Source organism: Enterobacter cloacae complex sp. (genome assembly GCF_900322725.1).
Taxonomy (GTDB): Bacteria; Pseudomonadota; Gammaproteobacteria; order Enterobacterales; family Enterobacteriaceae; genus Enterobacter; species Enterobacter quasihormaechei.
Genome location: NZ_LT991957.1, coordinates 3,050,188 through 3,076,314, shown reverse-complemented (window position 1 = coordinate 3,076,314; position 26,127 = coordinate 3,050,188). Strand labels below are relative to the sequence as shown.

At 51.8% G+C, this 26,127-nt stretch carries 22 protein-coding genes, 1 tRNA gene and 1 pseudogene; 4 read left to right on the top strand and 20 right to left on the bottom strand.

Annotation, left to right across the window (positions count from 1 at the left end; all coding sequences use genetic code 11):
• The first annotated feature begins 142 nt into the window (after positions 1 to 142).
• A complete protein-coding gene (gene dpaA, locus DBR02_RS15195) occupies positions 143 to 883 on the top strand; it encodes a peptidoglycan meso-diaminopimelic acid protein amidase (RefSeq protein WP_063869167.1) in 741 nt (246 codons plus the stop codon).
• Here dpaA and DBR02_RS15190 read toward each other — a convergent pair.
• Positions 854 to 1,621: a class II glutamine amidotransferase gene (locus DBR02_RS15190; protein ID WP_107534762.1), complete on the bottom strand. Its 768-nt coding sequence runs from the start codon at positions 1,619 to 1,621 to the stop codon at positions 854 to 856. The two genes, dpaA and DBR02_RS15190, sit on opposite strands and share 30 nt — an antisense overlap.
• 48 nt (positions 1,622 to 1,669) lie before the next feature.
• Positions 1,670 to 2,248: a D-sedoheptulose 7-phosphate isomerase gene (gene lpcA, locus DBR02_RS15185; RefSeq protein ID WP_063869169.1), complete on the bottom strand. Its 579-nt coding sequence runs from the start codon at positions 2,246 to 2,248 to the stop codon at positions 1,670 to 1,672.
• A 239-nt stretch (positions 2,249 to 2,487) separates the two neighbouring features.
• On the opposite strand from lpcA, the gene fadE reads away from it, so the two are divergent.
• Together fadE and DBR02_RS15175 are read left to right on the top strand one after the other, a co-directional pair.
• Complete coding sequence (fadE, locus tag DBR02_RS15180) at positions 2,488 to 4,932, top strand: acyl-CoA dehydrogenase FadE (protein ID WP_107534761.1); 2,445 nt, start codon at positions 2,488 to 2,490, stop codon at positions 4,930 to 4,932.
• Positions 4,933 to 5,039: 107 nt separating this feature from the next.
• The gene (locus tag DBR02_RS15175) at positions 5,040 to 5,810 is read left to right on the top strand and encodes an amidohydrolase (protein WP_063869208.1); all 771 of its coding nucleotides are present in this window, start codon (positions 5,040 to 5,042) and stop codon (positions 5,808 to 5,810) included.
• Positions 5,811 to 5,851: 41 nt separating this feature from the next.
• Here the strand turns inward: DBR02_RS15175 and DBR02_RS15170 are convergent, their stop codons facing one another.
• From DBR02_RS15170 to dnaQ, 17 genes and pseudogenes are all read right to left on the bottom strand, one after another.
• Entirely contained in the window at positions 5,852 to 7,453 is a 1,602-nt protein-coding gene (locus tag DBR02_RS15170) for a gamma-glutamyltransferase family protein (protein WP_107534760.1), read from the bottom strand.
• A gap of 9 nt (positions 7,454 to 7,462) precedes the next feature.
• Complete coding sequence (locus DBR02_RS15165; protein ID WP_063869176.1) at positions 7,463 to 8,338, bottom strand: ABC transporter permease; 876 nt, start codon at positions 8,336 to 8,338, stop codon at positions 7,463 to 7,465.
• Between the two features lie 2 nt (positions 8,339 to 8,340).
• Positions 8,341 to 9,281, bottom strand: a pseudogene (locus DBR02_RS15160) (ABC transporter permease).
• 18 nt (positions 9,282 to 9,299) lie between these two features.
• Positions 9,300 to 10,814 carry an ABC transporter substrate-binding protein gene (locus DBR02_RS15155; RefSeq protein WP_173937197.1) on the bottom strand — a complete coding sequence of 505 codons (1,515 nt, stop codon included), beginning with the start codon at positions 10,812 to 10,814 and terminating at the stop codon, positions 9,300 to 9,302.
• A 2-nt stretch (positions 10,815 to 10,816) separates the two neighbouring features.
• Positions 10,817 to 11,899 carry an ABC transporter ATP-binding protein gene (locus DBR02_RS15150; RefSeq protein ID WP_107534758.1) on the bottom strand — a complete coding sequence of 361 codons (1,083 nt, stop codon included), beginning with the start codon at positions 11,897 to 11,899 and terminating at the stop codon, positions 10,817 to 10,819.
• Positions 11,896 to 12,909 carry an ABC transporter ATP-binding protein gene (locus DBR02_RS15145; protein WP_107534757.1) on the bottom strand — a complete coding sequence of 338 codons (1,014 nt, stop codon included), beginning with the start codon at positions 12,907 to 12,909 and terminating at the stop codon, positions 11,896 to 11,898. Before DBR02_RS15145 ends, DBR02_RS15150 begins: the two co-directional genes overlap by 4 nt.
• On the bottom strand, positions 12,906 to 13,625 hold the full coding sequence (locus DBR02_RS15140; RefSeq protein ID WP_063451779.1) for a FadR/GntR family transcriptional regulator: 720 nt from the start codon (positions 13,623 to 13,625) through the stop codon (positions 12,906 to 12,908). The genes DBR02_RS15145 and DBR02_RS15140 overlap by 4 nt, the downstream gene beginning before the upstream one ends.
• Positions 13,626 to 14,766: 1,141 nt before the next feature.
• Entirely contained in the window at positions 14,767 to 15,345 is a 579-nt protein-coding gene (locus DBR02_RS15135) for a hypothetical protein (protein ID WP_107534756.1), read from the bottom strand.
• An 8-nt stretch (positions 15,346 to 15,353) separates the two neighbouring features.
• Positions 15,354 to 16,247: a hypothetical protein gene (locus DBR02_RS15130; protein WP_107534755.1), complete on the bottom strand. Its 894-nt coding sequence runs from the start codon at positions 16,245 to 16,247 to the stop codon at positions 15,354 to 15,356.
• A 49-nt stretch (positions 16,248 to 16,296) separates the two neighbouring features.
• Positions 16,297 to 16,836 carry a hypothetical protein gene (locus DBR02_RS15125; protein ID WP_129741687.1) on the bottom strand — a complete coding sequence of 180 codons (540 nt, stop codon included), beginning with the start codon at positions 16,834 to 16,836 and terminating at the stop codon, positions 16,297 to 16,299.
• Positions 16,826 to 17,926 (bottom strand): hypothetical protein, encoded by a 1,101-nt coding sequence (locus DBR02_RS15120; protein ID WP_107534753.1) that lies wholly within the window; start codon positions 17,924 to 17,926, stop codon positions 16,826 to 16,828. The genes DBR02_RS15125 and DBR02_RS15120 overlap by 11 nt, the downstream gene beginning before the upstream one ends.
• A gap of 23 nt (positions 17,927 to 17,949) precedes the next feature.
• Complete coding sequence (locus tag DBR02_RS15115; protein ID WP_107534752.1) at positions 17,950 to 18,969, bottom strand: hypothetical protein; 1,020 nt, start codon at positions 18,967 to 18,969, stop codon at positions 17,950 to 17,952.
• Positions 18,970 to 18,973: 4 nt separating this feature from the next.
• A complete protein-coding gene (locus tag DBR02_RS15110; RefSeq protein ID WP_107534751.1) occupies positions 18,974 to 19,330 on the bottom strand; it encodes a DUF4150 domain-containing protein in 357 nt (118 codons plus the stop codon).
• Positions 19,331 to 19,332: 2 nt separating this feature from the next.
• The gene (locus DBR02_RS15105; protein WP_107534750.1) at positions 19,333 to 20,556 is read right to left on the bottom strand and encodes a DUF2169 family type VI secretion system accessory protein; all 1,224 of its coding nucleotides are present in this window, start codon (positions 20,554 to 20,556) and stop codon (positions 19,333 to 19,335) included.
• 11 nt (positions 20,557 to 20,567) lie between these two features.
• A complete protein-coding gene (tssI, locus tag DBR02_RS15100) occupies positions 20,568 to 22,583 on the bottom strand; it encodes a type VI secretion system tip protein TssI/VgrG (protein WP_107534749.1) in 2,016 nt (671 codons plus the stop codon).
• Between the two features lie 1,339 nt (positions 22,584 to 23,922).
• Positions 23,923 to 23,999 (bottom strand) — tRNA-Asp (locus DBR02_RS15095).
• 132 nt (positions 24,000 to 24,131) lie between these two features.
• The gene (gene dnaQ, locus DBR02_RS15090) at positions 24,132 to 24,863 is read right to left on the bottom strand and encodes a DNA polymerase III subunit epsilon (RefSeq protein WP_197711250.1); all 732 of its coding nucleotides are present in this window, start codon (positions 24,861 to 24,863) and stop codon (positions 24,132 to 24,134) included.
• Between dnaQ and rnhA the strand changes: the two genes are divergently transcribed.
• Positions 24,817 to 25,395 (top strand): ribonuclease HI, encoded by a 579-nt coding sequence (gene rnhA, locus DBR02_RS15085; RefSeq protein ID WP_162196835.1) that lies wholly within the window; start codon positions 24,817 to 24,819, stop codon positions 25,393 to 25,395. The genes dnaQ and rnhA overlap by 47 nt on opposite strands.
• On the opposite strand, the gene DBR02_RS15080 is transcribed toward rnhA, so the two are convergent.
• On the bottom strand, positions 25,396 to 26,112 hold the full coding sequence (locus tag DBR02_RS15080) for a class I SAM-dependent methyltransferase (protein WP_107534747.1): 717 nt from the start codon (positions 26,110 to 26,112) through the stop codon (positions 25,396 to 25,398).
• Positions 26,113 to 26,127: the final 15 nt, after the last annotated feature.

Sequence of the window (26,127 nt, the reverse complement as noted above, 5' to 3'; positions counted from 1 at the left end):
ACTAATTTGTAAACGCAAAGGTTGGCTCTTGCGAAAATCTCCATCGGTGCTAATGTGAGCGCTCCTGTCCAGATTAGTCTGATTTCGGGTGTCTTTTGCCGTTCTGGCAAGTTGGTCATAGTTTTATCAAGGAACCAGTAGTATGCGTAAAATCGCATTGTTCATTGCGATGCTTCTGATACCGTGCATGTCGTTTGCCGGGCTGCTCAGCAGTAACAGTTCAACGACGCCGGTCAGCAAAGAATATAAACAGCAGTTGATGGGATCCCCGGTTTATATTCAAATCTTCAAGGAAGAGCGCACACTCGATCTGTTTGTCAAAATGGGCGAGACGTATCAGCTGCTCGATAGCTACAAAATTTGTAACTACTCTGGCGGACTGGGGCCAAAACAGCGTCAGGGCGACTTTAAAAGTCCGGAAGGGTTTTATAACGTTCAGCGTAATCAGCTAAAACCGGACAGCCGCTTCTATAAAGCGATTAACATCGGTTTCCCCAACGCCTTCGACCGCGCTCACGGTTACGAGGGTAAATACCTGATGATCCACGGCGCCTGCGTGTCTGTCGGCTGTTATGCGATGACGGATTCCGGCATTGATGAGATTTTCCAGTTTGTCACCGGCGCTCTGGTCTTTGGTCAGCCGAATGTTCAGGTCAGCATTTATCCGTTCCGTATGACGGATGCCAACATGGCACGCCATAAGTACTCTGTGTACACGGATTTCTGGAAACAGCTAAAACCGGGCTATGACTACTTCGAGCAGACCCATAAGCCGCCGGTGGTATCCATCGTCAATGGCCGTTACGTGGTGAGTAAACCGCTCAGCCACGAAGTGGTTCAGCCGCAGCTTGCGTCAAACTACGCGGTCCCCGAGGCAAAATAGCACCCACTCGCCTGGCATGATCTTTTGCCAGGTTTCGTTGCCCGTCAGCGGCTGCGTTGCAATGACGGTGACCACATCGTTCGGTGTGGTCTCCTTCTGAAAATCAATTTCCACATCCTGATCGAGCAACGTGGCGACGCCAAACGGCGCGCGGCGCGTGATCCAGAAAAGATTCGTGGAGCAAAACGCCATCACGTAACGCCCGTCTGACAGCAGCATATTGAAAACGCCCTTCTCGCGTAATTCCGACGCCAGCGACGCAATGTATTTAAAAACGGCGGCCATGTTGCCGGGCGTGCGCGGGTAGCGCTCGGTCAGCTTGTGCAGCAGCCAGCAAAACGCTTTTTCACTGTCGGTTTCGCCAACCGGTCGAAAATTCCCGGTTTCCAGCGATTTATAGCCCGTAAGCTGGCCGTTGTGCGCGTAGGTCCAGTTCCGGCCCCACAGTTCACGGGTAAACGGATGGGTATTTTCCAGCGTCACTTCACCGCGGTTGGCCTGACGAATATGCGCGATCACCGAACAGGATTTAATGGGATAGTCCTGCACCAGTTTGGCAATCGGTGAGTTAAAGCTGGGCTGTGGGTCTTTGAACGTGCGACATCCTTTGCCTTCGTAGAAGGTAATGCCCCAGCCGTCTTTATGCGGCCCGGTTCCTCCACCGCGCTGAACTAGCCCGGTGAAGCTAAAGCAGATATCGGTTGGCACATTGGCGCTCATCCCGAGCAGTTCGCACATAGATTACCTCCACAACAGCAGGGGGCACCGGCGCCCCCCAGCGAAGCCTTACTTAACCATCTCTTTTTCGATTAACTGAATCAGGATGTGGATCACTTTGATGTGAATTTCCTGAATGCGGTCGGCATAACCGAAGTGTGGAACACGGATTTCAACGTCCGCCGTACCGTCCATCTTACCGCCATCTTTCCCGGTCAGGGTGATCACCTTCATGCCTTTCTCACGCGCCGCGTCAATCGCTTTGATCACGTTAGCGGAGTTACCGGACGTGGAGATCCCCAGCAGCACGTCGCCTTCGCGGCCTACCGCTTCAACGTAGCGGGAGAAGATGTGGTCGTAACCGAAGTCATTGCCTACGCAGGAGATGTGGCTGACGTCGGAAATCGCAATCGCCGGGTAGCCCGGACGGTTTTCGCGATAGCGTCCGGTCAGCTCTTCAGCAAAGTGCATGGCGTCGCAGTGGGAGCCGCCGTTACCGCACGAAAGCACTTTGCCACCGGCTTTGAAGCTGTCGGCCAGCAAGACCGCCGCGCGCTGAATAGCGTGAATATTGGCATCATCTTTCAGAAAGTTCGCCAGCGTTTCCGCCGCTTCGTTCAGTTCGTTACGAATAAGATCCTGGTACATGAGGATAATCCTTCAGTATTGATGAAATAACACAGTGGAGTGTACCGGATAGCGCTAAAAGCGAGAAGCTAAAGCCATGCGAATCGTCCGGCGTTTTGATTTTTTGTGCCGGCTAAAACGCGAACAATGTGAACCAGGTTGTAATTATTTTGTAAACACATTGCTAAAGGAAATGACATCAACTACAACCATATCATCACAAGTGGTCAGACCTCCTACAAGCAAGGGAGCTTTTCTTTATGATGATTTTGAGCATTCTCGCAACCGTTGTTCTGCTCGGCGTGTTGTTCTATCACCGCGTCAGTTTATTCCTGAGCAGCCTGATTCTTCTGGCCTGGACGGCTGCACTTGGCGTCGCTGGCCTGTGGAATATCTGGGTCCTCGTCCCGCTGGCAATTATATTGCTGCCGTTCAACCTGACGCCGATGCGTAAGTCGATGATCTCCGCGCCGGTGTTTAAGGGCTTCCGTAAAGTGATGCCGCCGATGTCGCGTACGGAGAAAGAAGCGATTGATGCCGGCACCACCTGGTGGGAAGGCGATCTGTTTCAGGGCAACCCGGACTGGAAAAAGCTGCACAACTATCCGCAGCCGCGTCTGACCGCCGAAGAACAGGCCTTTATTGATGGCCCGGTGGAAGAAGCGTGCCGCATGGCCAATGACTTTGCGATCACCCATGAAATGGCCGACCTGCCGCCGGAGCTGTGGGCGTACCTGAAAGAGCATCGCTTCTTCGCGATGATCATCAAAAAAGAGTACGGCGGCCTGGAGTTCTCCGCTTACGCTCAGGCTCGCGTCCTGCAAAAGCTGGCGGGCGTTTCCGGGATCCTGGCGATCACCGTTGGCGTACCAAACTCCTTAGGCCCGGGTGAGCTGTTGCAGCATTACGGTACGGAAGAGCAGAAAGATCACTACCTGCCGCGTCTGGCGCGCGGTCAGGAAATCCCGTGCTTCGCGCTGACCAGCCCGGAAGCCGGTTCTGATGCTGGCGCAATCCCGGATACCGGCGTGGTCTGCATGGGCGAATGGCAGGGCCAGCAGGTGCTGGGCATGCGCCTGACCTGGAACAAACGCTATATCACCCTGGCGCCTATCGCCACCGTGCTGGGCCTGGCCTTTAAGCTCTCCGACCCGGAAAAACTGCTGGGCGGCGAAGAAGACCTGGGCATTACCTGTGCGCTGATCCCAACCTCAACGCCGGGCGTGGAAATTGGTCGTCGTCACTTCCCGCTGAACGTGCCGTTCCAGAACGGCCCAACCCGCGGTCAGGATATCTTTGTCCCGATTGATTACATCATCGGTGGTCCGAAAATGGCCGGCCAGGGCTGGCGTATGCTGGTGGAATGTCTGTCTGTGGGCCGCGGCATTACCCTGCCGTCGAACTCGACAGGCGGTCTGAAGTCCGTGGCGATGGGGATTGGCGCGTACGCTCATATCCGCCGCCAGTTCAAAATTTCTATCGGCAAGATGGAAGGCATCGAAGAGCCGCTGGCGCGTATCGCGGGCAACGCTTACGTCATGGACGCCGCAGCCTCGCTGATTACTTACGGCATTATGCTGGGCGAAAAACCTGCCGTGCTGTCGGCGATTGTGAAGTACCACTGTACCCACCGCGCACAGCAGTCAATTATTGATGCAATGGATATCGCTGGTGGTAAAGGCATTATGCTGGGCGAAGGCAACTTCCTGGCGCGCGGTTATCAGGGCGCACCGATTGCCATCACCGTGGAAGGGGCAAACATCCTGACCCGCAGCATGATGATCTTCGGCCAGGGGGCGATCCGCTGCCATCCTTACGTGCTGGAAGAGATGGCCGCCGCGCAGAATAACGACGTGGATGCCTTCGACAAACTGCTGTTCAAACATATCGGTCACGTCGGCAGCAATGAAGTTCGCAGCTTCTGGCTCGGCCTGACGCGCGGGCTGACCAGCGCGACGCCGACCCGCGATGCAACCAAACGTTACTACCAGCACCTGAACCGTCTGAGCGCTAACCTGGCGCTGCTGTCTGACGTCTCCATGGCCGTTCTGGGCGGAAGCCTGAAGCGTCGCGAGCGCATCTCCGCCCGTCTGGGTGATGTGCTGAGCCAGATTTTCCTGGCCTCTGCGGTGCTGAAACGCTACGACGATGAAGGCCGTCAGGAAGCGGATCTGCCGCTGGTGCACTGGGGCGTACAGGATGCGCTGTATCAGGCCGAACAGGCGATTGACGATCTGCTGGCAAACTTCCCGAACCGCTTTGTGGCCGGCGCCCTGCGCGTGGCGATCTTCCCGACCGGACGTCATTATCTGGCGCCGTCCGACAAGCTGGATCACAAAGTGGCGAAGATCCTCCAGGTACCGAGCGCAACCCGTTCCCGTATCGGCCGCGGTCAATACCTGGCGCCTACCCCGCATAACCCGGTAGGTTTGCTGGAAGAGGCGCTGCTGGACGTCATGGCCGCCGACCCGATTCATCAGAAAATCTGTAAACAGCTGGGCAAAAACCTGCCGTTTACACGACTGGACGAGCTTGCAAAACAGGCGCTGGCGGGTGGCATCATCGACAACAGCGAAGCCGCGCTTCTGGTGAAAGCCGAAGAGAGCCGTCTGCGCAGTATTAATGTGGATGATTTCGAACCAGAAGAGCTGGCGACGCAGCCGGTAAAGCTGCCGGAGAAGCACCGCAAACCTGAAGCGGCATAAGGCATCCCGCTCCCACAAACCCCGCCCCGTGCGGGGTTTTTTATTGCCACATTTTCTCGTAATGACGTGCTACAGTGTCAAAAGGTATTTTTTTAGGAGCCTGTATCGTGCCTGGTTTAAAGATTTCTGTTTTGCAGCAACCTTTAGTGTGGATGGACGGCCCCGCCAACCTTCGCCATTTTGATCGCCAGCTGGAAGAGATAACCGGACGCGACGTGATTGTTCTGCCGGAGATGTTCACCACAGGTTTCGCGATGGAGGCGGCAACACAGTCTATGCCGCAGGACGAGGTGGTGTCCTGGATGCACGCCAGGGCGCAGGATACCAACGCGCTGATTGCCGGAAGCGTCGCGCTCCAGACCGGGCGCGGAGCGGTTAACCGCTTCCTGCTCGTCGAGCCGGAAGGGAACGTCCACTTCTACGATAAGCGCCACCTGTTCCGCATGGCGGATGAACATCAGCATTATGAAGCCGGCAACGAACGCGTGGTATTTGAATGGCGCGGCTGGCGTATTCTGCCGCTGGTCTGCTATGACCTGCGCTTCCCGGTGTGGTCACGCAACCGCAACGATTACGATCTGGCGCTGTATGTCGCCAACTGGCCCGCCCCACGCTCCCTGCACTGGCAGGCTCTACTGACAGCGCGCGCGATTGAAAACCAGGCGTACGTCGTTGGCTGTAACCGCGTAGGAACGGACGGCAACGGGCATCACTATCGCGGTGACAGCCGGGTGATCAGTCCACAGGGCGAGATTATTGCCACCGCCGAGCCGCATCAGGCGACACGAATTGATGCTGAGATTTCGTTAACGGCGTTAAGGGAGTATCGGGAGAAGTTTCCGGCGTGGCAGGATGCGGATCCGTTTAGCATTGGCTGAATAAAAGCCGGGTGGCGGCTGCGCCTTACCCGGCCTACAAATCAGCTCACCAACGCCTGCCCGTCTTTGCGGCTCTCCGTCGCAGCCACGTAGTGCCCTTCCGGCATACGGTAAATCACCTGCGCGCCGCCAAAATTGTAATCCTGGAGCGGATCTTCCACCACGATCTGGTGTCCGCGCTCGCGCAGCGCCGCGATGGTATTGCGATCGAAGGTCGATTCAACAATCACTTCCCTTCCCTGCACCACGCGCCAGCGCGGGGCATCAATCGCCGCCTGCGGGTTTTGCCCGTGCAGCATAATGCGCAACGCCATCTGCATGTGCCCCTGCGCCTGCATCGGGCCACCCATCACGCCGAAGGACATCAGCGGCTTGCCGTTACCGTCCATCGCAAAACCCGGGATGATGGTGTGGAAAGGACGCTTGCTGCCCGCCAGCGCGTTCGGGTGTTTGGGATCGAGCACAAAGCCGCAGCCGCGGTTTTGCAGGCTGATACCCGTATCCGGCACCACAATGCCTGAACCGAAGCCCATAAAGTTGGACTGAATAAACGAAACCATCAGCCCGCTGGCGTCCGCGGTACTGATATAGACCGTGCCGCTCTGCGTCGGCGATCCGTACACGAAATCAGAGGCTTTATCGTGGTCGATAAGCGCGGCGCGCGACTTCAGATAATGGTCGCTCAGCAGCGCTTTGGCGGCGAACTCCATATGCTCTTCATCCGCAACGTAGCGATCGAGATCAGCCAGCGCCAGCTTCATTGCCTCAATGGAGAGGTGCAGCCCCTGCACGGAGTCCGGGTGATGTTTCTCGATGCCGCACTGCTCCAGAATGCCGAGCGCAATCAGGGTGGCGATCCCCTGACCGTTTGGCGGCAACTCCTGCACCGACCCGCCCGCGAAGTCGCGCGACAGCAGTTCCACCCAGTCCACGCGATGGTTTGCCAGATCTTCAGCCGTCAGGTGTGCACCGTGTGCTTTGGCAAAGGCGGCAATTTTCTGCGCCAGTTCGCCACGGTAAAACGCGTCGCCGTTGGTTTTGGCGATCAGCTCCAGCGTGTTCGCCTGCGCCGGATTACGGAAGATCTCGCCCACGCGCGGCGCGCGGCCTTCCGGCGCGAAGCAGGCGCTAAAGCCCGGCTGATCTTTCAGCTTGTTGTAACCGCGCTGCCACAGATGCCCGATGAGCGGGGAGACGGGAAAACCGTTACGCGCATACTCAATGGCCGGCTGCGCCAGGGTGGTGAGCGGCAATGTGCCAAAACGTTCAGCCAGCGCTACCCAGCCCGATACCGCCCCCGGTACGGTTACCGCGTCCCAGCCGATTTCCGGTACGGCGGTTTTTCCGACAAACAGATCCGCATGCCAGCTGGCCGGCGAACGACCGGACGCATTCAGGCCGTGAAGTTTTTCACCGTCCCAGACAATCGCAAAAGCATCGCTGCCGATGCCGTTGCCGGTCGGCTCGACAACGGTCAGCGCCATGGCGGTGGCAACCGCCGCATCAACGGCGTTTCCGCCCAGCTGTAGCATCTTCATTCCCGCCTGTGCCGCCAGCGGCTGCGAGGTGGCAACGGCGTTGTGGCCCATCATCGGCGGGCGTCGTGAATCGTAACCGGTTGTAAAATCGAGCGCTTTGGTCATCATGACTCCTTAGTCGTGGCGCGGATCGAGCGCATCGCGCAGCCCGTCGCCGAGTAAATTAAAGCCCTGAACGGCAAGGAAAATCGCCACGCCGGGGAAAACGGACATCCACGGCGCCTGCTCCAGAAACCCTTTGGCGGTGTTGAGCATGGAGCCCCAGGATGGGTTCGGCGGCTGTTGCCCTAACCCTAAAAACGAGAGGCTGGCTTCGGCGATAATCGCCGAGGCAATGGCCAGCGTGGCCTGTACCAGAATCGGTGACATCACGTTAGGCAGAACGTATCTGATAATGATCCAGCGGTCCGGCAGGCCAATCGCCCGCGCGCCGTCGATATACTCTTCGTTGCGAATGGCGATCACCTGGCCGCGCGTCAGGCGGGCGAAGATCGGCATCGCCGAGAGCCCAATGGCAATCATGGCATTCGTCAGGCTTGGGCCTAAAAACGCCCCCAGCGCGATCGCCATGATCAGGAATGGACAGGCCAGCAGTGCCTCGATAAAGCGGGAGATCACCCCGTCCCACATCTTCTGGAAATACCCCGCCACCAGCCCCAGCGGCACGCCGATGACCACCGCGATCGCCACCGACATACAGCCTGCCATCAGCGAGGTTCTCGCTCCCCAGATAATGCGGGACACGATATCGCGCCCCAGCTCGTCGGTGCCGAACCAGTACATCGCCGAGGGCGCCTTGCGCACCGCGAGGAAGTTAGCCTTTACCGGGTCAAACGGCGCGATCCACGGTGCCAGCAGCGCCACCAGCACAAAAAAGCCCACCACAATCGCGCCAACCACCGCACTTTTATTGGCGAGGAATTTTTTCAGCACCCGGTTTTGCGCGCGCGGCAGCGCGGGCGCTACGGTTTGCGTCGTCAGTTCCGCCATGATTAACCTCGCATTTTCGGGTTGATAAGGACGTAGAGCACGTCAGCCAGCAGGTTGAGCATCAGGAAACCGATCGCCACGATCAGCACCACGCCCTGCACCACCGCGTAATCGCGGTTGAACACCGAGTCGACGATCATTTTGCCGAAGCCCGGAATGGTGAAGACCTGCTCGGTCAGCACCGCCCCGCCCAGCAGCTCGCCGAACAGCAGCGTGGTGAGGGTGATCACCGGCACCAGCGCGTTGCGAAAGGCGTGCTTCAGGACCACCGCTTTCGGCAGCAACCCCTTAGCGCGCGCGGTGCGGATGTAATCCGCTTTCAGCACCGCAATCATCGACGCACGGGTATGGCGCATCAGCGTTGCCGCCAGGCCGGTCCCGAGCACGGACGCGGGCAGCAGCAATGTCCGCAGGTTCTGGATCGGATCTTCACTGAACGGCACATAACCGGACGCAGGCAGCCATTGCAGGTTTACTGAAAAGACCAGAATCAGCAGGATCCCCAGCCAGAAGTGCGGTATTGAGATCCCCGAGATCGCCACAAAATTCGCCCCGTGATCGACCCAGCTGTTTTTGTTCACCGCCGCGAGGATCCCCATGCTGATACCAAACACCAGCGCGATAATCATCGCCAGCAGCGACAGCTCCAGCGTGACCGGCAGCTTGCTGGCAATCAGCTGCGTGACCGGCTCATGAGTGCGTAAGGAGACACCCAGATCGCCTTGCAGCGCGCGCGTCAGCCAGTGAAATACTGCACGGGGATCGGCGCGTCCAGATTCAGCTCAGCACGCAGCTGGGCGATCACCGCCGGATCGCGCTCCTCCCCGGCCATGGCGATCAGCGGGTCGCCGGGCAGCAGCTTTTGCAGGCCGAATACCATCATGCTTACCAGCAGCAGAGTGGGAATAGCCAGCAGCAGACGTTTGCAAATCAGTTCCAGCATGGGTTCTCCTCAGGAGGTTTATTTCGCCAGCGTTAAGCCAGCCAGACGCACAATGCCGTCCGGGTACGCTTTGAAGCCCTGCACGCGCTTGTTCAGGCCAAAAATGCGCGGTTCGAAGTAGAGGTAGGCAATCGGCATGTCGGTTTGCAGTTGCTTCACCACCTTGTCGTACAGCGGCTGGCGGGCGGCCTGATCGGTACTCTGGCGCGCCTGCGTTAGCCATTCATCCACCTGAGCATTGCTGTAGCGGCCATCGTTAAGCGTGCCTTTGCTGTTGATAAAGCCGTAGATGCTGCCATCTGGATCCGGGCGACCCGACCAGCCGGAGAAGCTCAACTGGTAGTCACCGCTCTGCTGGCGATCCAGCAGCGTGGCGAACTCGGTCATTTGCAGGTTCAGGTTAAAGCCCGCCTCTGCCACCATCGCCTGCAATACCTGGCCCACCTGCTGTGAGGTTGGGTTGTTCGGCACCAGCAGATTAACGGTCAGCGGCGCGGTGATGCCTGCGGCTTTCAGCAGCGCTTTGGCTTTGTCGACGTCACGCGGGGGAACCGGAAGATTGACGTGATACGGGCTTACCGGCGAAAACGCCTGGTTTGCCGGAGTGTAGAGCCCCTCGAACACCACCTGGTTTAAAGCATCGCGATCGATGGCCTGAGAAAATGCTTCACGCACGCGGGCATCTTTGAAGGGATCGTTCGCCGGGACTTTGCCATTGTTAATGTTGAAAGTGATGCCCTGGTATCCGAGGCCCGTTACCTTCGCCAGCGCCAGTTTGCTGTCGGCCTCGACGGTTTTGACGTCGCTGGCGGCAATGCCTTCGGTTAGATCGAGATCGCCCGCGCGCAGGTTCGCCAGGCGCACGGAAGCATCCGGGATCGGCAGATAGATTATTTTATCGAAGTGGTAGGCGTCTTTGTTCCAGTAGTTGTCGAAGCGGGTCAGCACAATGCGATCCTGCGACACGCGGCTGTCGAACTTATACGGGCCAGAACAGACCGGATGCGCGGCAAAATCGGCTTTTTTCGCGGCTTCTGGCGCCATCATTGCGCCTGCGCGATCGGTGAGCTGCATCAGAAGTGCGGCATCCGGCGTTTTCAGGTGCAGGGCTATCTGCATCGGGCCGGTGACCTCCACTGACTCAACGGAAGAGAGTTCACTTTTACGCAGGGAACCTTTTAACGTCAGGGCACGGTCGAGGTTATATTTCGCGGCGGCGGCATCAAATTTTTCACCGTCGTGGAAGGTCACGCCATCACGGAGATCCAGGGTCAGCGTTTTACCGTCATTGCTCCACGCCCAGGATTTTGCCAGTCCCGGCACCACCTTGAGATGTTCGTCCACGTCCACCAGCCGGTCACACAGGGAGGCAAACACGAAGCGGCCATAATAGGTACGCGCCAGATGCGGGTCGAGCATGTCCGGGTCTGCGCCCAGGCCGATTCGCAGCACGCTTTCAGAATGGGCGGGCAGCGCCGCGCCAAGCAACATAACACTTCCCAGTACGGTCAAAAGAGAATTACGCATTGTCATTATCATGAGTTCCTTGAAGGAAGGGAGGAGTGAGTGGCCGCGTGTTCAAACAGCGCGCGGCGGCGCAAAAATGCGGCGGATGGCGGTACGATCTGGATAACGCTGCGATCGCGGTTAATCTCCTGCCAGCGGTGGCAGGCGACCTGACGCCCGCCGTCGATGACCTGATTAATCGGCTCGACCTGACGGCATTCATCGGTAACGTAGGGGCAACGGGTGTGGAAACGGCAGCCGGAGGGCGGATTAGCCGGGTTCGGTAAATCACCCTGCAACAGCGGCGCATCCCGCGCTACGCCTGGCTGCATTTGCGGTGCTGAGGCAATTAACGCCTGAGTATAGGGATGCAGCGGCGCGTCGAAGATGTCGTCGACGGTGGCCAGCTCGACGATTTGCCCAAGATACATCACCGCCACGCGGTCGCTCATATGACGGATAACCGCCAGCCCGTGGGCGACGATCACCATCGTTAGCCCCAGCTGGTGCTTCAGGCTTTCCAGTAAATTCACCACCTGTGCCTGAACGGAAACGTCCAGCGCAGAGACCGGTTCATCGCCCAGCAGCAGCGTTGGGCCCGACGCCAGCGCGCGCGCAATGCCGATACGCTGGCGCTGCCCGCCGGAAAATTCGTGCGGATAACGCCCGGCCCAGGCCGCGGGCAAGCCGACCGTCCTGAGCAGCTCGGCAACGCGGTACTGGCGATCCGCTTTTTTCATGTTCTGATGCAGCCACAGCGGCTCACCGACAATCTGCTCTACCGTCATGCGCGGGTTCAGCGAGGCGAAGGGATCCTGAAAGATGATCTGTAGCTCACGCCGAAGCTGGTTCAGACGAGTACCTGAGGCGTGGGTGATCTCCTCACCCTGATAAAATACGCGCCCTTCGCTGGCACTCAGCAGGCGCAGCAGCAGACGACCGAGGGTGGATTTTCCGGAACCGGATTCGCCGACAATGGCCAGCGTTTCGCCAGGCATCACCGACAGCGAAACGCGGTCGACAGCCGTAACAAAACGGGCCGGCGTAAACAGTTTTTTCGGGCCGGGGAAAAGCTTGCTCAGATCGCGGGCTTCAAGAATGGGCGTGGTCATGCAATTTCTCCCAGGGCAATGTGTTGTTCCAGCGGCACGCGGATGCAGGCAACCTGATGGCCCGCGCCGAGCGTAGTGAGCGGTGGTTTATCAGCATGACAGCGCGTCTGCGCGAAGGGACATCGGGTGGCAAAGCGGCAGCCTTGAGGCATGGATTCCGGCAGCGGGACCGATCCGGGAATGGTGGAAAGCTGGCCCTTGCGTGCGCCAAGGGAGGGGATCGAGCCCATCAAGCCAATTGTGTACGGGTGCTGCGGGTCGGCAAATATCGCCTCGACGCTCCCCTGTTCCACCACCTGTCCGGCGTACATTACCGCCACCTGCTGCGCGACTTCGGCCACCACGCCTAAATCGTGAGTGATCATCAGCACCGCCGTGCCCGTTTCTTCTTTTAGGGTATTGAGCAGGGCGAGAATTTGCGCCTGAATGGTCACGTCCAGGGCGGTAGTGGGTTCGTCAGCAATCAGTAATTTGGGATGGTTTATCAGGGCCATCGCAATCATCACGCGCTGGCGCATACCGCCGGAAAGCTGATGCGGGTAAGCCTTGAGGCGCATCTCTGCGGCCGGGATCTGCACCTTCTCCAGGATCTGTAGCGCAATCGTCATCGCCTCAGCCCGGGAGAGCGTTTGATGGCGCATCACCGCTTCACTGAGCTGATCGCCAAGCGTGAAGGCCGGGTTGAGCGAGGTCATGGGCTCCTGGAATATCATCGCCAGCTCGCTGCCGCGCAGATCGGCATACTCGCGCGGCGAGAGCTTGCGCAGATCGTGGCGGCGGAAATGCATCTCCCCGCTAACGATCCGGGCGCTGGCAGGCAATAACCCCATCAGCGCCAGGGAAGTGATGCTTTTGCCGCAGCCGGACTCGCCCACCAGCGCCAGCGTCTCTCCCGCCCTGACCGTCAGCGAGATGTCTTCGAGCACGCTTACCGGCGAGCCCGCGAATTTAACGTTGAGGTTTTGCAGCCGCAGTACGGGCGTGGAGTCCTTAAAGGGTATCGTCGTCATAGCGTGGAATCGTCCTCAAGGTGGATAGCCTGAATCAGGGCGGTTTGCAGGCTGAGCAGGTGTTCGCGCATGGCGGCGGCTGCTTCATTAGGCTGGCGATGAATAATCGCTGACATGATGTTGTGATGGTGGTCGTTGTAGCTATCGACACGTTCAGGGGTGCGGGCAAGTTCGCGTAAATGCTGCCAGCCGGGCTCCCGGCGGACGGCATCTATCGCATCGAAAAGCCCCAGCATCAGGCGGTTGCCTGCTGCTTCCGCAATGGCGCGGTGAAAAGCGCTATCCCACAGTTCGTTGAGATCGCGGTCATCCGGGCTGACCTTATCAATGCGTTCCAGCATGCGCTGCATGAGCGCGAGGTTTTCCCTGGTGGCACGCAGTGCCGCAAGTCGGGCTAAGCCGGGTTCGAGCTGTAGTCGAGCTTCCATGACTTCAAGCAGGTTGGTTTGCTGAACCAATCCCTGAAGCGCCAACGGCTCAACAGGGGCAGCCGGACCAATGAAGGTGCCCTTGCCCTGCTTGCGCCAGATACGCCCTTCCTCTTCCAGCACGTCCAGCGCGCGACGCACTTCACGTCGCCCTACGCCGAGCGTGTCCGACAGCTCACGTTCAGTGGGCAGCGGAATGCCTGGTGTTGACTCGTGCTGGTTGATAAGCCCGCGCAACTGCTCAAGCGCGGTGCTGGAATTTGCTAAAAACCGTGAAGGCTTTTCCATATTGGTTCGCTCGCTTTCATCATCACTTTATTTTTATCAACGATAAGTTATTGATATGAAGCACTACTTATCGTGCTAATGATTAAGCAATAAGCGAACCAATAGCGTATTGGTTCAGAGGTTTTCTTAAAAATGATCGGTAAATGAATGATTTTTTATGAATTATTTTTACACAATTATTACATAGCAAAGTGGGATTAGGAGAGGGGATGGGCAAACAATGCACAAAGGTAGTGCAAATAACGCACTAATACCGTGCATATGTTAATAAATTGCATGGCCTATATTAACTTTTTGTTAACGAAAATAAGAAGAGAGATAAGCAAGTGTAGGGAGTATAAAACGACGAAAACCTGAATCATTTCTGATTCAGGCTTTCTGAATAGTGGCGGAACGGACGGGACTCGAACCCTGTATTGAACCATATGAAAAATATAGATAAAGTTCATCTCATCTTCACTTTAGGCTCATTTTCAAAAACTGAAAAGCGGGCGTTTTTTTAGACGAGACCAGTTATCCTGATATCACCATTCTACAGTGTGTAGCAACATTTCTATACAGGAAGCTCTCTTCCATGTGTACAGATATGACTGCCAGAAAATTGAACATCAGAATGGAAATTATTTACCATGAAACAACTTGTCTTACGTTTCAGTTCTGTGGGTAACCGCCAAAAACGCGCTCTATAATTCTTGACGCCGTTTTTCATCAAAGATACCTTTGAAACCGATAATATGACTTTCGCCACGTCTCATTCGATATGTGAAAACTTTTTACTATACAGTAACTCACCTTTACCGTTTCCAACATCAGCTGTTTTTCAGCTCCACTTTTGAACTAATTTACTTCATTATCCGCTAAATTGAGCCCCATCGCATACTCTCTTTGCCTTACCGCCATTTTTATTGTTTTCAAAAAATTGGTCAGCCACAACCATTCCTACCTCAAGGTATCACTGTTCCTGCTTACTCCAGCCATACAGTGATTTCGGGCCACTTTTTTTATCCAGCTTTGATACTTTGTCTTCTGTCCGTTTTCCGATATATCCGCTTTTCCCTGTTATTATGATTTTGTCTCTGATCATATATCAACCTGACGCTTTATCCCTTTGCTAGCTGGATTTTAATCTACATATATGACTTTATTCGCCAACGGCTTCACAAAGATGCGCCACTTCAGGATCATCTGCATCCCTACAATCTTTTGGCCGAGCAAAAGCCTGAATAACTATTTTTTCACCATATTCATCACAATCATTACGTTGTAAATCAACATCTTTCTGGCGATATCCATACATCGGGAGGATATCAGGATTGCGACGAATTTCTTCTTCGGTATAAATTTTTCGAAGTTTTTCCATTGTAAAGACAGACGTTTCTTGATCAATAATATTGGCATCATTTAAAGACATATAATCATTTTCACCAGGATTACGGCCCAGAGTCCAATTAGAAAATATATAATTATTCTCTTTCCAGAAAACGACTGCACTTCGGCGACCATCAGGCCAGTCATAACCTAGCATGCAAAAATGATTATCATTCTGACTTTTACCTTCCTTTAATATAAAATATTCGAGAGCATCCTTATAGACCTCTTTATAGGGTGTTGTCGCAGTTATTTTGTATCTGGCAACTGGCTTTGAATTAAAGATACCCCAGTCATCAGCCTTTGACACAAAAGAGCTAAACAGGAAAATAACGATAAGAACAGATCTCATAACAGCTCTCAATCATTGTTGGGTTTATTAGGGTTATCGATAAATTTCTTTTGTAGCCCATAGAAACTCTGACCTGACAGATCAAATAAGTGCTTAAAATTTCTCCCTGGGCTGGAACTCCCCTGAGTTCGCCAGCTATAAACCTTTTCACCAGTGGTAACACCTGAATTTTCCCCGCTAGCAATCTTGATTGCAGCCTGAATTAGATTACGATACTTTGTAAAATTTTTACTATTACCCTTATTACGTTCATTGAAGAATGCGTCAATATTTTTCTGGACACTTGGTTTCAGAACTGGGTAATTCCGAAAGCCTTCAATAACTCTTCCAGACTTGATTAATCCGATCAGGGTTGGATTATTTTTTGGAACATCAAGCAAATAGGGATGGGAGAATTTAAAACGATTATATAATGCCTGCCTCATATATTGCATAGCCTTAATAGCATCTGTTTCGTTATATCCTGAACCACTTGGTCTTTTGGTTTCTGCTAATAATACCAGTAACATAGCCTTTTGTTCAGGATTTAAGTCTTTTGGCATTGAGATTGTACTCATTACCTCTATTGTTAAATTTGGAAAACAACCATTAAAATGTCCATTAGCAGGAATACAACTATTCATATATTTGCTTGATTTAGCAGACGACTCACGAGCATGGATTATGACGAAACCTTCTTTTATCGCAGTAATCTGAATGCTTTGCTCCCGTTGATTTTGGCGGGAAGACTGTGTGATTGAAACGATTCCCTGAACGGACGCTCCTAAAACGAGATGCTGCCCATCGCTGCCAAATCCATTTATTTTTAAATAGAGCGATTCTTTTGGTGTCAGATCAAAATGATAGTTAGCCAGTGGGTTTTTGTTGGCTCGTGTACTAATAAAAATATCATTGTTTGCCATATTAAAATTCTCCCATATGAATAAAATCAACCAGGTTTAAGGCGTGAACTTAAATGACAGCGCATTTATAGTCACTCTCACTCCCCAAGTGGGTGACTATAATTCTTTGAATTCCTTTTTTGCTACGATTCCATTGAACTGCTACCACTTTCCCGTCATCAAGGAAAAAGGATTGCATAAAATCACTCTCCCTGACATCAGTAAAATCATCACTTAATTTTCCAATAACAGTATCTTGTGTTTCATTAATAACATCTAATGAATATGGAGGAGTATCAGTCCACACATTATTATCACCAGAGAGAACAAACTCAACCTCATGAAGAAACCAACGCGAAACATCACCTGTAATATCGTATAATGCATGGGGATGGCTAAAAATAAAAACCACACCAAAACTATCAACATTAATAATATGTTCCTTTGTTAACTTACGAGGTAATAATGCATAAGGTTCTAGATTGAAATGTTTTTCGAGGGAATTACACCAGTCAGCAATATTAGATTTACTAACTCTTGCACAAATAGCATCAGCAAGAGTGACATATCCTCCGTTCAAGGAGGATAGATTTAATGCATTACTCATCATTAATCTCCTTATCTCCACGACCAGTAAATTTCAGAAGTTGCTCACATTTCCCTGTCAAAAAGCAATAACGGCACACAGAATATGTGCCAACAAGGAGCATATAATCACCTGAGATGTCTATTAACAAATCATCTACGATTATATCAGGGTCTGTAGCTAATATAGCATTTTGTATATCTGGTCGAACTAAATTTTCTTTATACTGAAATAAACCCTCACTCGTTCCAAAATAAAAAACCCCATCATGTTTCGAGATGCAATTTATAGACATCAAATCAGTAGATTTACTTCTTTCATAGAAACTACATCCATCCTTACTTACGAGCAGATGTCCCTCTAAACCTCCCATAATAATAGAACCATCATGATCAATAAATATTGAACTTAATGTTCCAGTCTCTGGTATGTTAATGCTATCCCATTTATTTCCATCATAATGAAAGATAACTCCATTTTTAGATTTCGGAGTATTGACACTTCCGCATACATAAATGGTATTATCACCTGTACCTTTTATATCCCATAAGCATCTCATATCTGTATATTTGAACTGCTCATTATTCAACCACTCCAGTGTCGCAGTCACAGAATCAATGCCATCTCGTAAATATCTATTCTCTTGATACTCTATCATTTTGCAAACAATATCATGGGAAGAGATACCATTTCTCAAACCTTCATCAATGAACATCCATTTATTTTTCTTTATCCTCTTACAAACAACTCCATCATCGCCACAACCATACAACGTACCATCGATCACAGACAGTTTATTGATATTCACTTCATGAGAATTATTTATTTTCTCTCTAAAAAAACCATTTTTTTGGACAAAATATATTTCGGACTCTGAAGATAACAAACAAACACCATCAAAATCCTCAACGTCATTTTTATATCTAACAAAAGCTTCTACAGATATTTTTATGGTAATAGAATCAAATGATGCTTTTTCCCCATCATCGCGCCATAAATTTATTTCGATATGTTTATCACCATACTCAAGATCGCCATCACGTGATAATAATATAATGTTATTATCATCTAAGATACATCCACCATACAACTTAATATACTTATCTATAACCATATATTTAATTATCCAAATAATATTTAATATATTTTACCTAGAACATTAAGAACATTAGGTGATGAAGGTGGCTTCTTCGTTGCTCGTAACAACAAATTATGATCAATTCCCATAAACTGTAGGTTTACCGCAGCAACGATTTGAGCCGAACACTCAGGCTTGACTCTAGCAACAGTAGAAATGCTTAGATTCTTGATATACGCCAAGGTAAGGGTCCCTGGTATTTTTGAAGTTTTTCCATCCCTAGTTATATCCTTATCTGCTTTATGAACCTCTCTGTGTTCATTAAATCCTTTTCTTTCCTTTCCCGTAAGACATATAGACACACCACTATCTAAAGTCGGTAACGCTGGTTTAGTTTTAATTCGCTTCTCTTTTTCATCCCGCCTACCATACCGTAACGTATAATCCGGTACAATATGGTGGGCTTCACTTCCTGTGGGGCACTTTTTCCTTATGGCATTATATGGCCCTACCATACACGGACCATCTTTTTTCTTCTTCCCTTTGGCTTTTCCACCACTTCCAATTTCTGCTTTCTTTTTTCCCGTCACCGAGTTTTTTACCGAACTCGCCGCAGTTTTCCTCTCAGCATTACGTATCTGTAGCCCTTGTCCATAGGGCATGCCTCCCGCTCCAGCAAGTGCTGGCGTCGGCATTCCAAATTCCGTTCCGCGAAATCGCCCCCCCGCAGCCGAACTTTTTCTTCCGGCTCCCGATGCCCCTCCAGAACGCCCCACTCCCATGGTCCTTACCATGACTGACGCGAATTGCACATCGGCACTGTTATATGCAACATCAAACCCGGCCAGTGCCTTATCGCCATACCCTTCAGCTATCGCCCGGAATGACTCATACTGATCATGATGTAAGGCACTTACAGCCAACCATTGCCCACGAAATTCAGTGTTCAAGTCAGACGAATCAATAAATCCTTTCTCTTCCTCAGTCTCAGCCGATACTACCGGATTCGCTTCTTCCGCCGTTTTCTCTGGTACGGGGGGTTGCCCCACGATTTTACCTGTCGTATTCCCTGTTCCCATTATACTACTTCCCGTTCATCCAGAAATCGTCACCATGACGCAAAATCTGTTTTTTCCCTGCCCGCACCGTTTTACTGTGTTCCTGCGGATAACATTTCCCACCCACTGTCCCGCTTTTCACCCCTTTTGCCTGACCTGCGGCGTCACCCTTTGTTGTCGGTACAAGACTTTGATTTAGTACGACCAGCGGCATACCATTTACCCTGACAGAAGACACTACCTGTACCGCTTCATTTAGTTCTGCTATTACGGGGTAAGGCACCGGCGGCGTTGATGGCCCAATCGGGGTTTTACATACATCGGGTACTGTGCTGATTACTTTCCACAACCCGTCTTTTCTGGCTATAAAATTATCAGCCACCGCTACACCTCCCACTGTGGATACAATTTTTTCTGCAACAGTCCGGGCTGTGTTTCGTAACGCAGCTCCATCACTCTGACGCTGGATTCCACAGGCAGAACATAGCGATATGTCATCCACATCTGCATAAGTTGCGTATCTATCACTAGGGTGTCTGCCTGCATAGGCTGAGGAAGCAATTCTCCGTCACTCATTCGGAGGAGAATAAAAGAGAAATGGTTCGGCAATGAAAAAGTAACCAACCCATCATGTGTCAGGTTCATCAGTTCAAAGCGACTTTCTGGTGCAGGAAAAGCAATCTGTTGATCGATCGGAGCTGCATTCCAGTAACCAAAATCAAAGTCATCCGGCAGATAAGGATGCCGTTCTTCGAGCCACTGTTGATCATAAGTTCCGGCGAGGCTCAGGCGGGGTTTCCAGGCTCTGCCGATAATCCCGAGTCCGGCTGGCTGAAAAGGCAATTGAGACAGGTCAGCACTTCCATTGACCAGTTGAGTAAAATGATCGTCAGTAAAGGGATGGTGAGCATCCACTATGCGCGGGGCTGCATAGCTTTTCCTGTCAGTGGCATTCTGGTACCAGTGCTCGGTATATCCACACCCCAGCGGATTTCCCATATGGACGGTGTGTGCAACCGGAGGAGTAATATGATCCGGATGTTCCCGCCGCTGTTCCTCCGTTAACCGCTTTTCGCGGATAATTCTGTCAATCGATTCATCCCCTTCATCAATACGGCATTCACCGCCAAACGCATGGCAGTAATCCAGCTCCAGCTCCGTGAAAGGCCTAAGAGGGGTCTGCCGCCAGTGCATAAAAGGTGTGTATGGATTTACCCGTTCGAATTCGCTTTCACCACGTATCAATAATGTCTTGTCCAGCAGCAAATTGCCGTTGGGAGTGACCAGACGAACTGAAACAGGAAATTGCTCACAGGCAATCCCCCCTGGAGCACAGGCAATACCGTTAATGATGACATCACAACGCGGTTTCAGCGGCGCGAGATCGCTTTCCCGCAGGACCTGAGAGGCATTAACTGCACCTCTGTACTTATCTTCCAGACATAACGGAATAACGTCTTTATCTATAACAGACATGCGATATTCACTACCGCTGCACTGCTGAAGCTGATACCCCACCTTCATTGCAACAACGTGATATTCGCGCTGTTCTTTATCCAGCATAAAGTAGTTCAGGGCAGAAAAAGGGGTCAGGTTTCTGAATTCCATTTTCACTATCCTCAGTTCAAATCAATGTCTTTGCCGTTGATTTGTACCGGGCCAGTGGCATCAAACAGGAAATTTGTTCCTTTGATGGTGACTCTCCCTGCGCTATCCATTCTCAGCAGACTGGCGCCACACTTCAGCTCAATAACATCACCTGAATCAATAGATGAACTGTTTGTCACTGTCAGGGAAAAATTTTCTCCCACGGTAATGGTCTGCGACTTCAGTACATCCTCAGTATCATTGCCCACCACCTGACTATTCTGATCATTACCCACATCCTTACGGCGGTTATTCGTGACATCCAGCTTCTGATCGTTCTTAACGGTGACAGTCTGATCGTTATTAACGGTGATCTTTTGATCGTTGGCGACGCTAACACTCTGGTCGTGACCACCCTCTTTTTTTCCGCCCACCTTTACCGTCTGTCCAACCCCCACCGTAATACTCTGGTTATTACCAATCGTTTCGGTGTGATCCATCTTCACATCGGTGGTACGGTTATTCAGCACCTCGGTGTCCATGTTTTTCTGGGCATGGATATACACCTGTTCATTCGATGTCGCATCCTCAAAGCGGATTTCATTAAATCCACCGCCCTTATACGTCTTCGAGCGGATACTCATCTGGGTTTTACTGCCCGGAAGGCCACCCTGCGGCTTGTTATCCTCACGATAGGTCCGTCCCATGATGATGGGCTGATCCGGGTCACCGTTGAGAAAATCAACAATCACTTCCTGGCCCACTCGGGGAATGGCAAGATTACCGAACCCCGTTCCGGCCCATGCCTGAGACACCCGCACCCAGCAGGAACTGTCCTGGTTCGCTTTGTTGTAGCGGTCCCAGACGAACTTCACCCGCACGCGTCCGTATTCATCGCAGAAGATTTCTTCTCCCTCCGGTCCCGTTACTGTTGCCGACTGCGGGCCGTCCACTCGCGGTTTGGGCAGCGGTGCCGAATGCCATGTTCTGTCTGCCGGCATCACGTGAACCTGATTTGTGAGCGTGGTACCTTCTCCCGCAGAGCCAGGAACCGCCTGTGGTTGTTCGCCGTGCATATAACAATTCACCACCTGCCATGTCCTGTTCAGGCTGTCCAGCGGATGCTCCGACATCGTAAAGCGCATTCCCGGCCACAGCTTCGGTGAACCGGTGTTGCACAGCGCCGTCTCGGCACCATTGCGCAGACCTTCCACCTGCCTGCGGGTAAATTCCATCCCGTGCTGCTCATTTTTGAACCGTCCCGGATAGTCAAAAATCTCGTACTGGTCACTCTGCCAGTCGGTATTTTCCCCCACGTGCTTAAACTGCCCACGCCATCCGGGGCGTTTAAAGGTGTAATCCTGCGATACCACAGACGAAGGGCTGACCTGGAAACTGTGGCTGAACTGGTCAATATGGTCGGTGGTCGTGCCGGAAGACTTATCGGGGTTGTACTGTATTTCGAGGGGGCCAGGGAGATATGACACATTATCAGCCAGGATGAGCCACTGATTTTCGCCATCGTCAGCGTATTCTTCATAAAAGAAGATACCCTCCTCCGCCATCAGACGAAGCAGGAAGTCATAATCCGTTTCACCATACTGGACGCAGAACTCGCGCGGCGGATGCTCGTCTCCCAGCAGGGGGCTGTATTCAGTGACGCCATTCTCTTCCAGCAGCGTGGTGATGATGGTTTCGATATCCTGATTCTGAAAACTGCGAAAATTCTGCCGCAGGGCGCTGCGCCAGAACGGGGGACGGATTTCCAGCCAGTAATCCGTCCGCTGACCATCGAACTCACCCCGGCTGAAAGCGGTGACAATACCTTTTACATGGCGAAGGATTGTTTCCCCTTCCCATATTTTCAGAATTGCCGTTTTCTCCGTCACCATCTCGTGGCTGAGGGAGGTGAAATATTCACTAGAAACGCTCACATCAAGACGAAAAAGTGTAGAGAGCGACTCGTTCAGGTTAAATTCGACCACCGGAAACATATTCGGCGGGAGCCCTTCAACATCCAGAGTAAAACGTAATCCTTGTGATGACATAACAACCTTCCTGATCCCGCAAATAACTGAGGTATACCGTAACTTCACGGCATGACAAAAAACAGACTTTTGAAACCAGCCACCCATTATGAGAGAATCGAGAAAAAACCATACCCTACATCATTGAACAACATACATTCATCGCATAAATATAAGACAAACCATTCAATCGTTTACTCAAAAATTAATTTAAGTATCCAATAACGCCCACTTAATATACTTGACCAAGATCATGCAAACTTATTTGCAGCATTATACTTTTAAATTTATAAAGCTAGTTCCTCCCCACAAGAGGCCCAATAGTCTGATAGATAGCGGATTTTTTACATAAAGCACAACGCAAATAACTGTACGACCCTATTTTTTTATTTAAAAAAATGAATCGAAGCAGTAATATAAATTATACAACTATATCATTAATATATTATTCAAGAGGATTATGTATATGGGAGCAAGAAAATGACGCCCCCCATCACAAAGAATAAATTAATAACTGTCATATCCCAATACAGAGGACTAGCGTCAGAAGTTGCTCTTCCTCTCAACATTTAGTCACGGGTGACCCAGGTAAGGCAGACAACACATCTCTGGACGAAAGGCATGTAGCGTTTGTAAACAATAACAAATTCAACTTAGTTATAGCAAAGACAAGAACCAGTCTGAATTTTAACGTCAGAAAGCCGAAACATGGACTGTCGGTATTATTTACGGCTCGATGCTGGACGAGGTGGGTGAAAGCGCCACCGATATCGAGGTTATGATCGTTAATAAATAGATTTGGCCTCCGTGGCACCGACAGCAACCGGACGCCGGCTGCCCGTTGCCACACTGCTGCAACTGCTGATTTCGCGTTTTCGCCATTCGCACCGCATAAAGAAAAAAACCAGACTGATAGTTCCCCCTCTTTCGTAAGTTCCTCTTGGAAGTATTCAGCCTGTGACAAAACTGAAGAAAAAGACCGGACAGCTTTATCTAATGATTCTTATGGCATTCCAGCCATGCCTGGGATCTCACCGAATATTCCTGTTCAACTGACTTTTCTGCGGGTTTTACTTTCTGAACTTAGAAAGTCGATAACGGACGGGTAAGAACAGCCATAAAACGCACTCCTTCAATCTCTGTGAAGAAGTAAGCAATATTCTGTTTTTATTGAATTTTCTCCGCATAAAGCCTGATATGGGCCTGCGAAATTTATGTCTTTTGAGCGCAGGACTGTAGGCTTTGGCTTCCCCGGTATCGGGGAGAGAAGAGTACAGACGAAAAAAAACCGTATCCTGTAAACAGCGATACGGTTTTCTTTACTATATCGGATGTTATGAAACACCCGAAAACTGAATAGTGGCGGAACGGACGGGACTCGAACCCGCGACCCCCTGCGTGACAGGCAGGTATTCTAACCGACTGAACTACCGCTCCACTGTTCCCGTTTGGGGAACGAGGCGAATATTACGGTCTGCCTCGTAACTCGTCAACGCTTTTTCTCAGGTTTTGAATCGTTTGCTGCAAAAATCACCCAAACGGTGATTTAACAAACGTTTCCGCCTTTTTTCACCCACGCCACAGACAGCTTCCGCCCTTCTTCTGAACTAAATCGAGGCGAGATTCGTGGTTCATCAGCTCTTCATCACTGGCTAAAACAACCCGCAGGCGATTCGCCTGACGCACGACCCGCTGAATACCGCCTTCGTCCCGCGTCTGCTGGGATTCATTTTCCATACTGAATTTTATCGATGTTTGCCCGCCGGTCATGGTCAGGTAAACATCGGCCAGGATCTGGGCATCGAGCAATGCGCCGTGCAGGGTTCGCTTGGTGTTGTCTATCTCATAGCGAGAGCACAGGGCATCAAGGCTGTTACGCTTGCCGGGAAACATCTTCCTTGCCAGCGCCAGGCTATCCGTAACTTTACAGAACGTATTGGTCTTTGGAATATCGCGGTTGAGCTTGCTGAACTCATAGTCCATAAAGCCGATATCGAACGATGCGTTATGAATGACAAGTTCCGCACCTCTGATGTAGTCGAGAAATTCATCCGCGACATCGGCGAAGGAGGGCTTATCCAGCAAAAACTCATCGGCAATCCCGTGAACGCCGAACGCTTCCGGATCCACCAGCCGATCGGGTTTGAGGTAAACGTGGAAGTTGTTGCCCGTAAGACGACGGTTCACCACTTCAACGGCACCAATCTCAATGATTTTGTGCCCTTCGTAGTGGGCGCCAATCTGGTTCATACCGGTGGTTTCGGTATCAAGAACAATCTGGCGAGTAATTGCAGTGCTCATAGCGGTCATTTATGTCAGACTTATCGTTTTACTGAACGTTTCAAATACAGGAAGTCTACCAGAGATGCGTAAACAGGTAGAAATTTTCACCGATGGATCTTGTCTCGGTAACCCAGGACCCGGCGGTTATGGCGCCATTATGCGTTATCGTGAGCATGAAAAAACCTTTAGTGAAGGCTATTTTCTCACCACCAACAACCGCATGGAGCTGATGGCGGCCATCGTGGCGCTGGAAGCGTTAAAAGAACATTGTGACGTGGTGCTGAGTACCGACAGCCAGTATGTTCGCCAGGGCATCACCCAGTGGATCCACAACTGGAAAAAACGCGGCTGGAAAACGGCAGAGAAAAAGCCGGTCAAGAATGTCGACCTCTGGAAGCGTCTTGATGCCGCCCTCGGTCAGCACGAAATCAAATGGGAATGGGTTAAGGGCCACGCCGGGCACCCTGAGAACGAACGCTGTGACGAACTGGCTCGCGCGGCGGCATCCAACCCGACCCATGAGGACGCAGGTTATCAGCCTGAATCCTGATCACGGCTTTTTGTACTGTCGCGTGGCACCCACAGTCTGGCGGATCCGCGTTTTTGATTTGCTTTGCTTCATCGGGTTGAGCGTAAGGGGGATCGTCCTCTTACGCGCGACAATATACTGCATGCAGCCCAGCGCGGGTAAATGGGTGCTGAGTAAAACACCGCCTTTTCGCGTCCAGGGAATGACCTGAAAACCGCCGTAGCTCAGCACTTCAAAATTCAGCAGTGAAAGCCAGTCCAGCTGGCGCATCATAGTAAACATCCGGCTGTTATACGGCGGCGTGCGGCGAAGTACGGGTGTTAGCTTGCGTAGCCCCATCAGACTCAGCGGATTAAAACCGCTCAGGATCAGCCAGCCGTCGTCAATCAACACGCGGTCGGCTTCCCGCAGCAGACGATGGGGATCGCTACACCAGGGCAGCGCGTGGGCGAGCAGACAGGCATCGATGGATTTTTCCGCAAACGGCAAATGCAGCGGATCTGCTTTCACCTGAACCGGGGAACCCTTAAGCGATACGTTAACCTGATGCGAGATAGCGCAGCTTTCGGTATTGATTTCTGCGCTGAGATTGCCAATCTTAAGCAGGTGAAAACCATACATTTTCGCGAGCCAGGGTTTAAGTTGAAGTTCTAAAGCTTCGCGATAATATTCACCCCAGGGCAACTCTGCCCAACGATCCGGTGGTGCGACAGTCTGAGGTATCCTTGCCGGTTTCATCAAAACACCCGCCAC

Bases quoted from the DNA above. Each gene is read 5' to 3' on its own strand.
- dpaA (WP_063869167.1), top strand. From the start codon at position 143: ATGCGTAAAATCGCATTGTTCATTGCGATGCTTCTGATACCGTGCATG.
- DBR02_RS15190 (WP_107534762.1), bottom strand. From the start codon at position 1,621: ATGTGCGAACTGCTCGGGATGAGCGCCAATGTGCCAACCGATATCTGC.
- lpcA (WP_063869169.1), bottom strand. From the start codon at position 2,248: ATGTACCAGGATCTTATTCGTAACGAACTGAACGAAGCGGCGGAAACG.
- fadE (WP_107534761.1), top strand. From the start codon at position 2,488: ATGATGATTTTGAGCATTCTCGCAACCGTTGTTCTGCTCGGCGTGTTG.
- DBR02_RS15170 (WP_107534760.1), bottom strand. From the start codon at position 7,453: ATGACCAAAGCGCTCGATTTTACAACCGGTTACGATTCACGACGCCCG.
- DBR02_RS15165 (WP_063869176.1), bottom strand. From the start codon at position 8,338: ATGGCGGAACTGACGACGCAAACCGTAGCGCCCGCGCTGCCGCGCGCG.
- DBR02_RS15155 (WP_173937197.1), bottom strand. From the start codon at position 10,814: ATGACAATGCGTAATTCTCTTTTGACCGTACTGGGAAGTGTTATGTTG.
- DBR02_RS15150 (WP_107534758.1), bottom strand. From the start codon at position 11,899: ATGACCACGCCCATTCTTGAAGCCCGCGATCTGAGCAAGCTTTTCCCC.
- DBR02_RS15145 (WP_107534757.1), bottom strand. From the start codon at position 12,909: ATGACGACGATACCCTTTAAGGACTCCACGCCCGTACTGCGGCTGCAA.
- DBR02_RS15140 (WP_063451779.1), bottom strand. From the start codon at position 13,625: ATGGAAAAGCCTTCACGGTTTTTAGCAAATTCCAGCACCGCGCTTGAG.
- DBR02_RS15135 (WP_107534756.1), bottom strand. From the start codon at position 15,345: ATGAGATCTGTTCTTATCGTTATTTTCCTGTTTAGCTCTTTTGTGTCA.
- DBR02_RS15130 (WP_107534755.1), bottom strand. From the start codon at position 16,247: ATGGCAAACAATGATATTTTTATTAGTACACGAGCCAACAAAAACCCA.
- DBR02_RS15125 (WP_129741687.1), bottom strand. From the start codon at position 16,836: ATGATGAGTAATGCATTAAATCTATCCTCCTTGAACGGAGGATATGTC.
- DBR02_RS15120 (WP_107534753.1), bottom strand. From the start codon at position 17,926: ATGGTTATAGATAAGTATATTAAGTTGTATGGTGGATGTATCTTAGAT.
- DBR02_RS15115 (WP_107534752.1), bottom strand. From the start codon at position 18,969: ATGGGAACAGGGAATACGACAGGTAAAATCGTGGGGCAACCCCCCGTA.
- DBR02_RS15105 (WP_107534750.1), bottom strand. From the start codon at position 20,556: ATGGAATTCAGAAACCTGACCCCTTTTTCTGCCCTGAACTACTTTATG.
- tssI (WP_107534749.1), bottom strand. From the start codon at position 22,583: ATGTCATCACAAGGATTACGTTTTACTCTGGATGTTGAAGGGCTCCCG.
- dnaQ (WP_197711250.1), bottom strand. From the start codon at position 24,863: ATGAGCACTGCAATTACTCGCCAGATTGTTCTTGATACCGAAACCACC.
- DBR02_RS15080 (WP_107534747.1), bottom strand. From the start codon at position 26,112: ATGAAACCGGCAAGGATACCTCAGACTGTCGCACCACCGGATCGTTGG.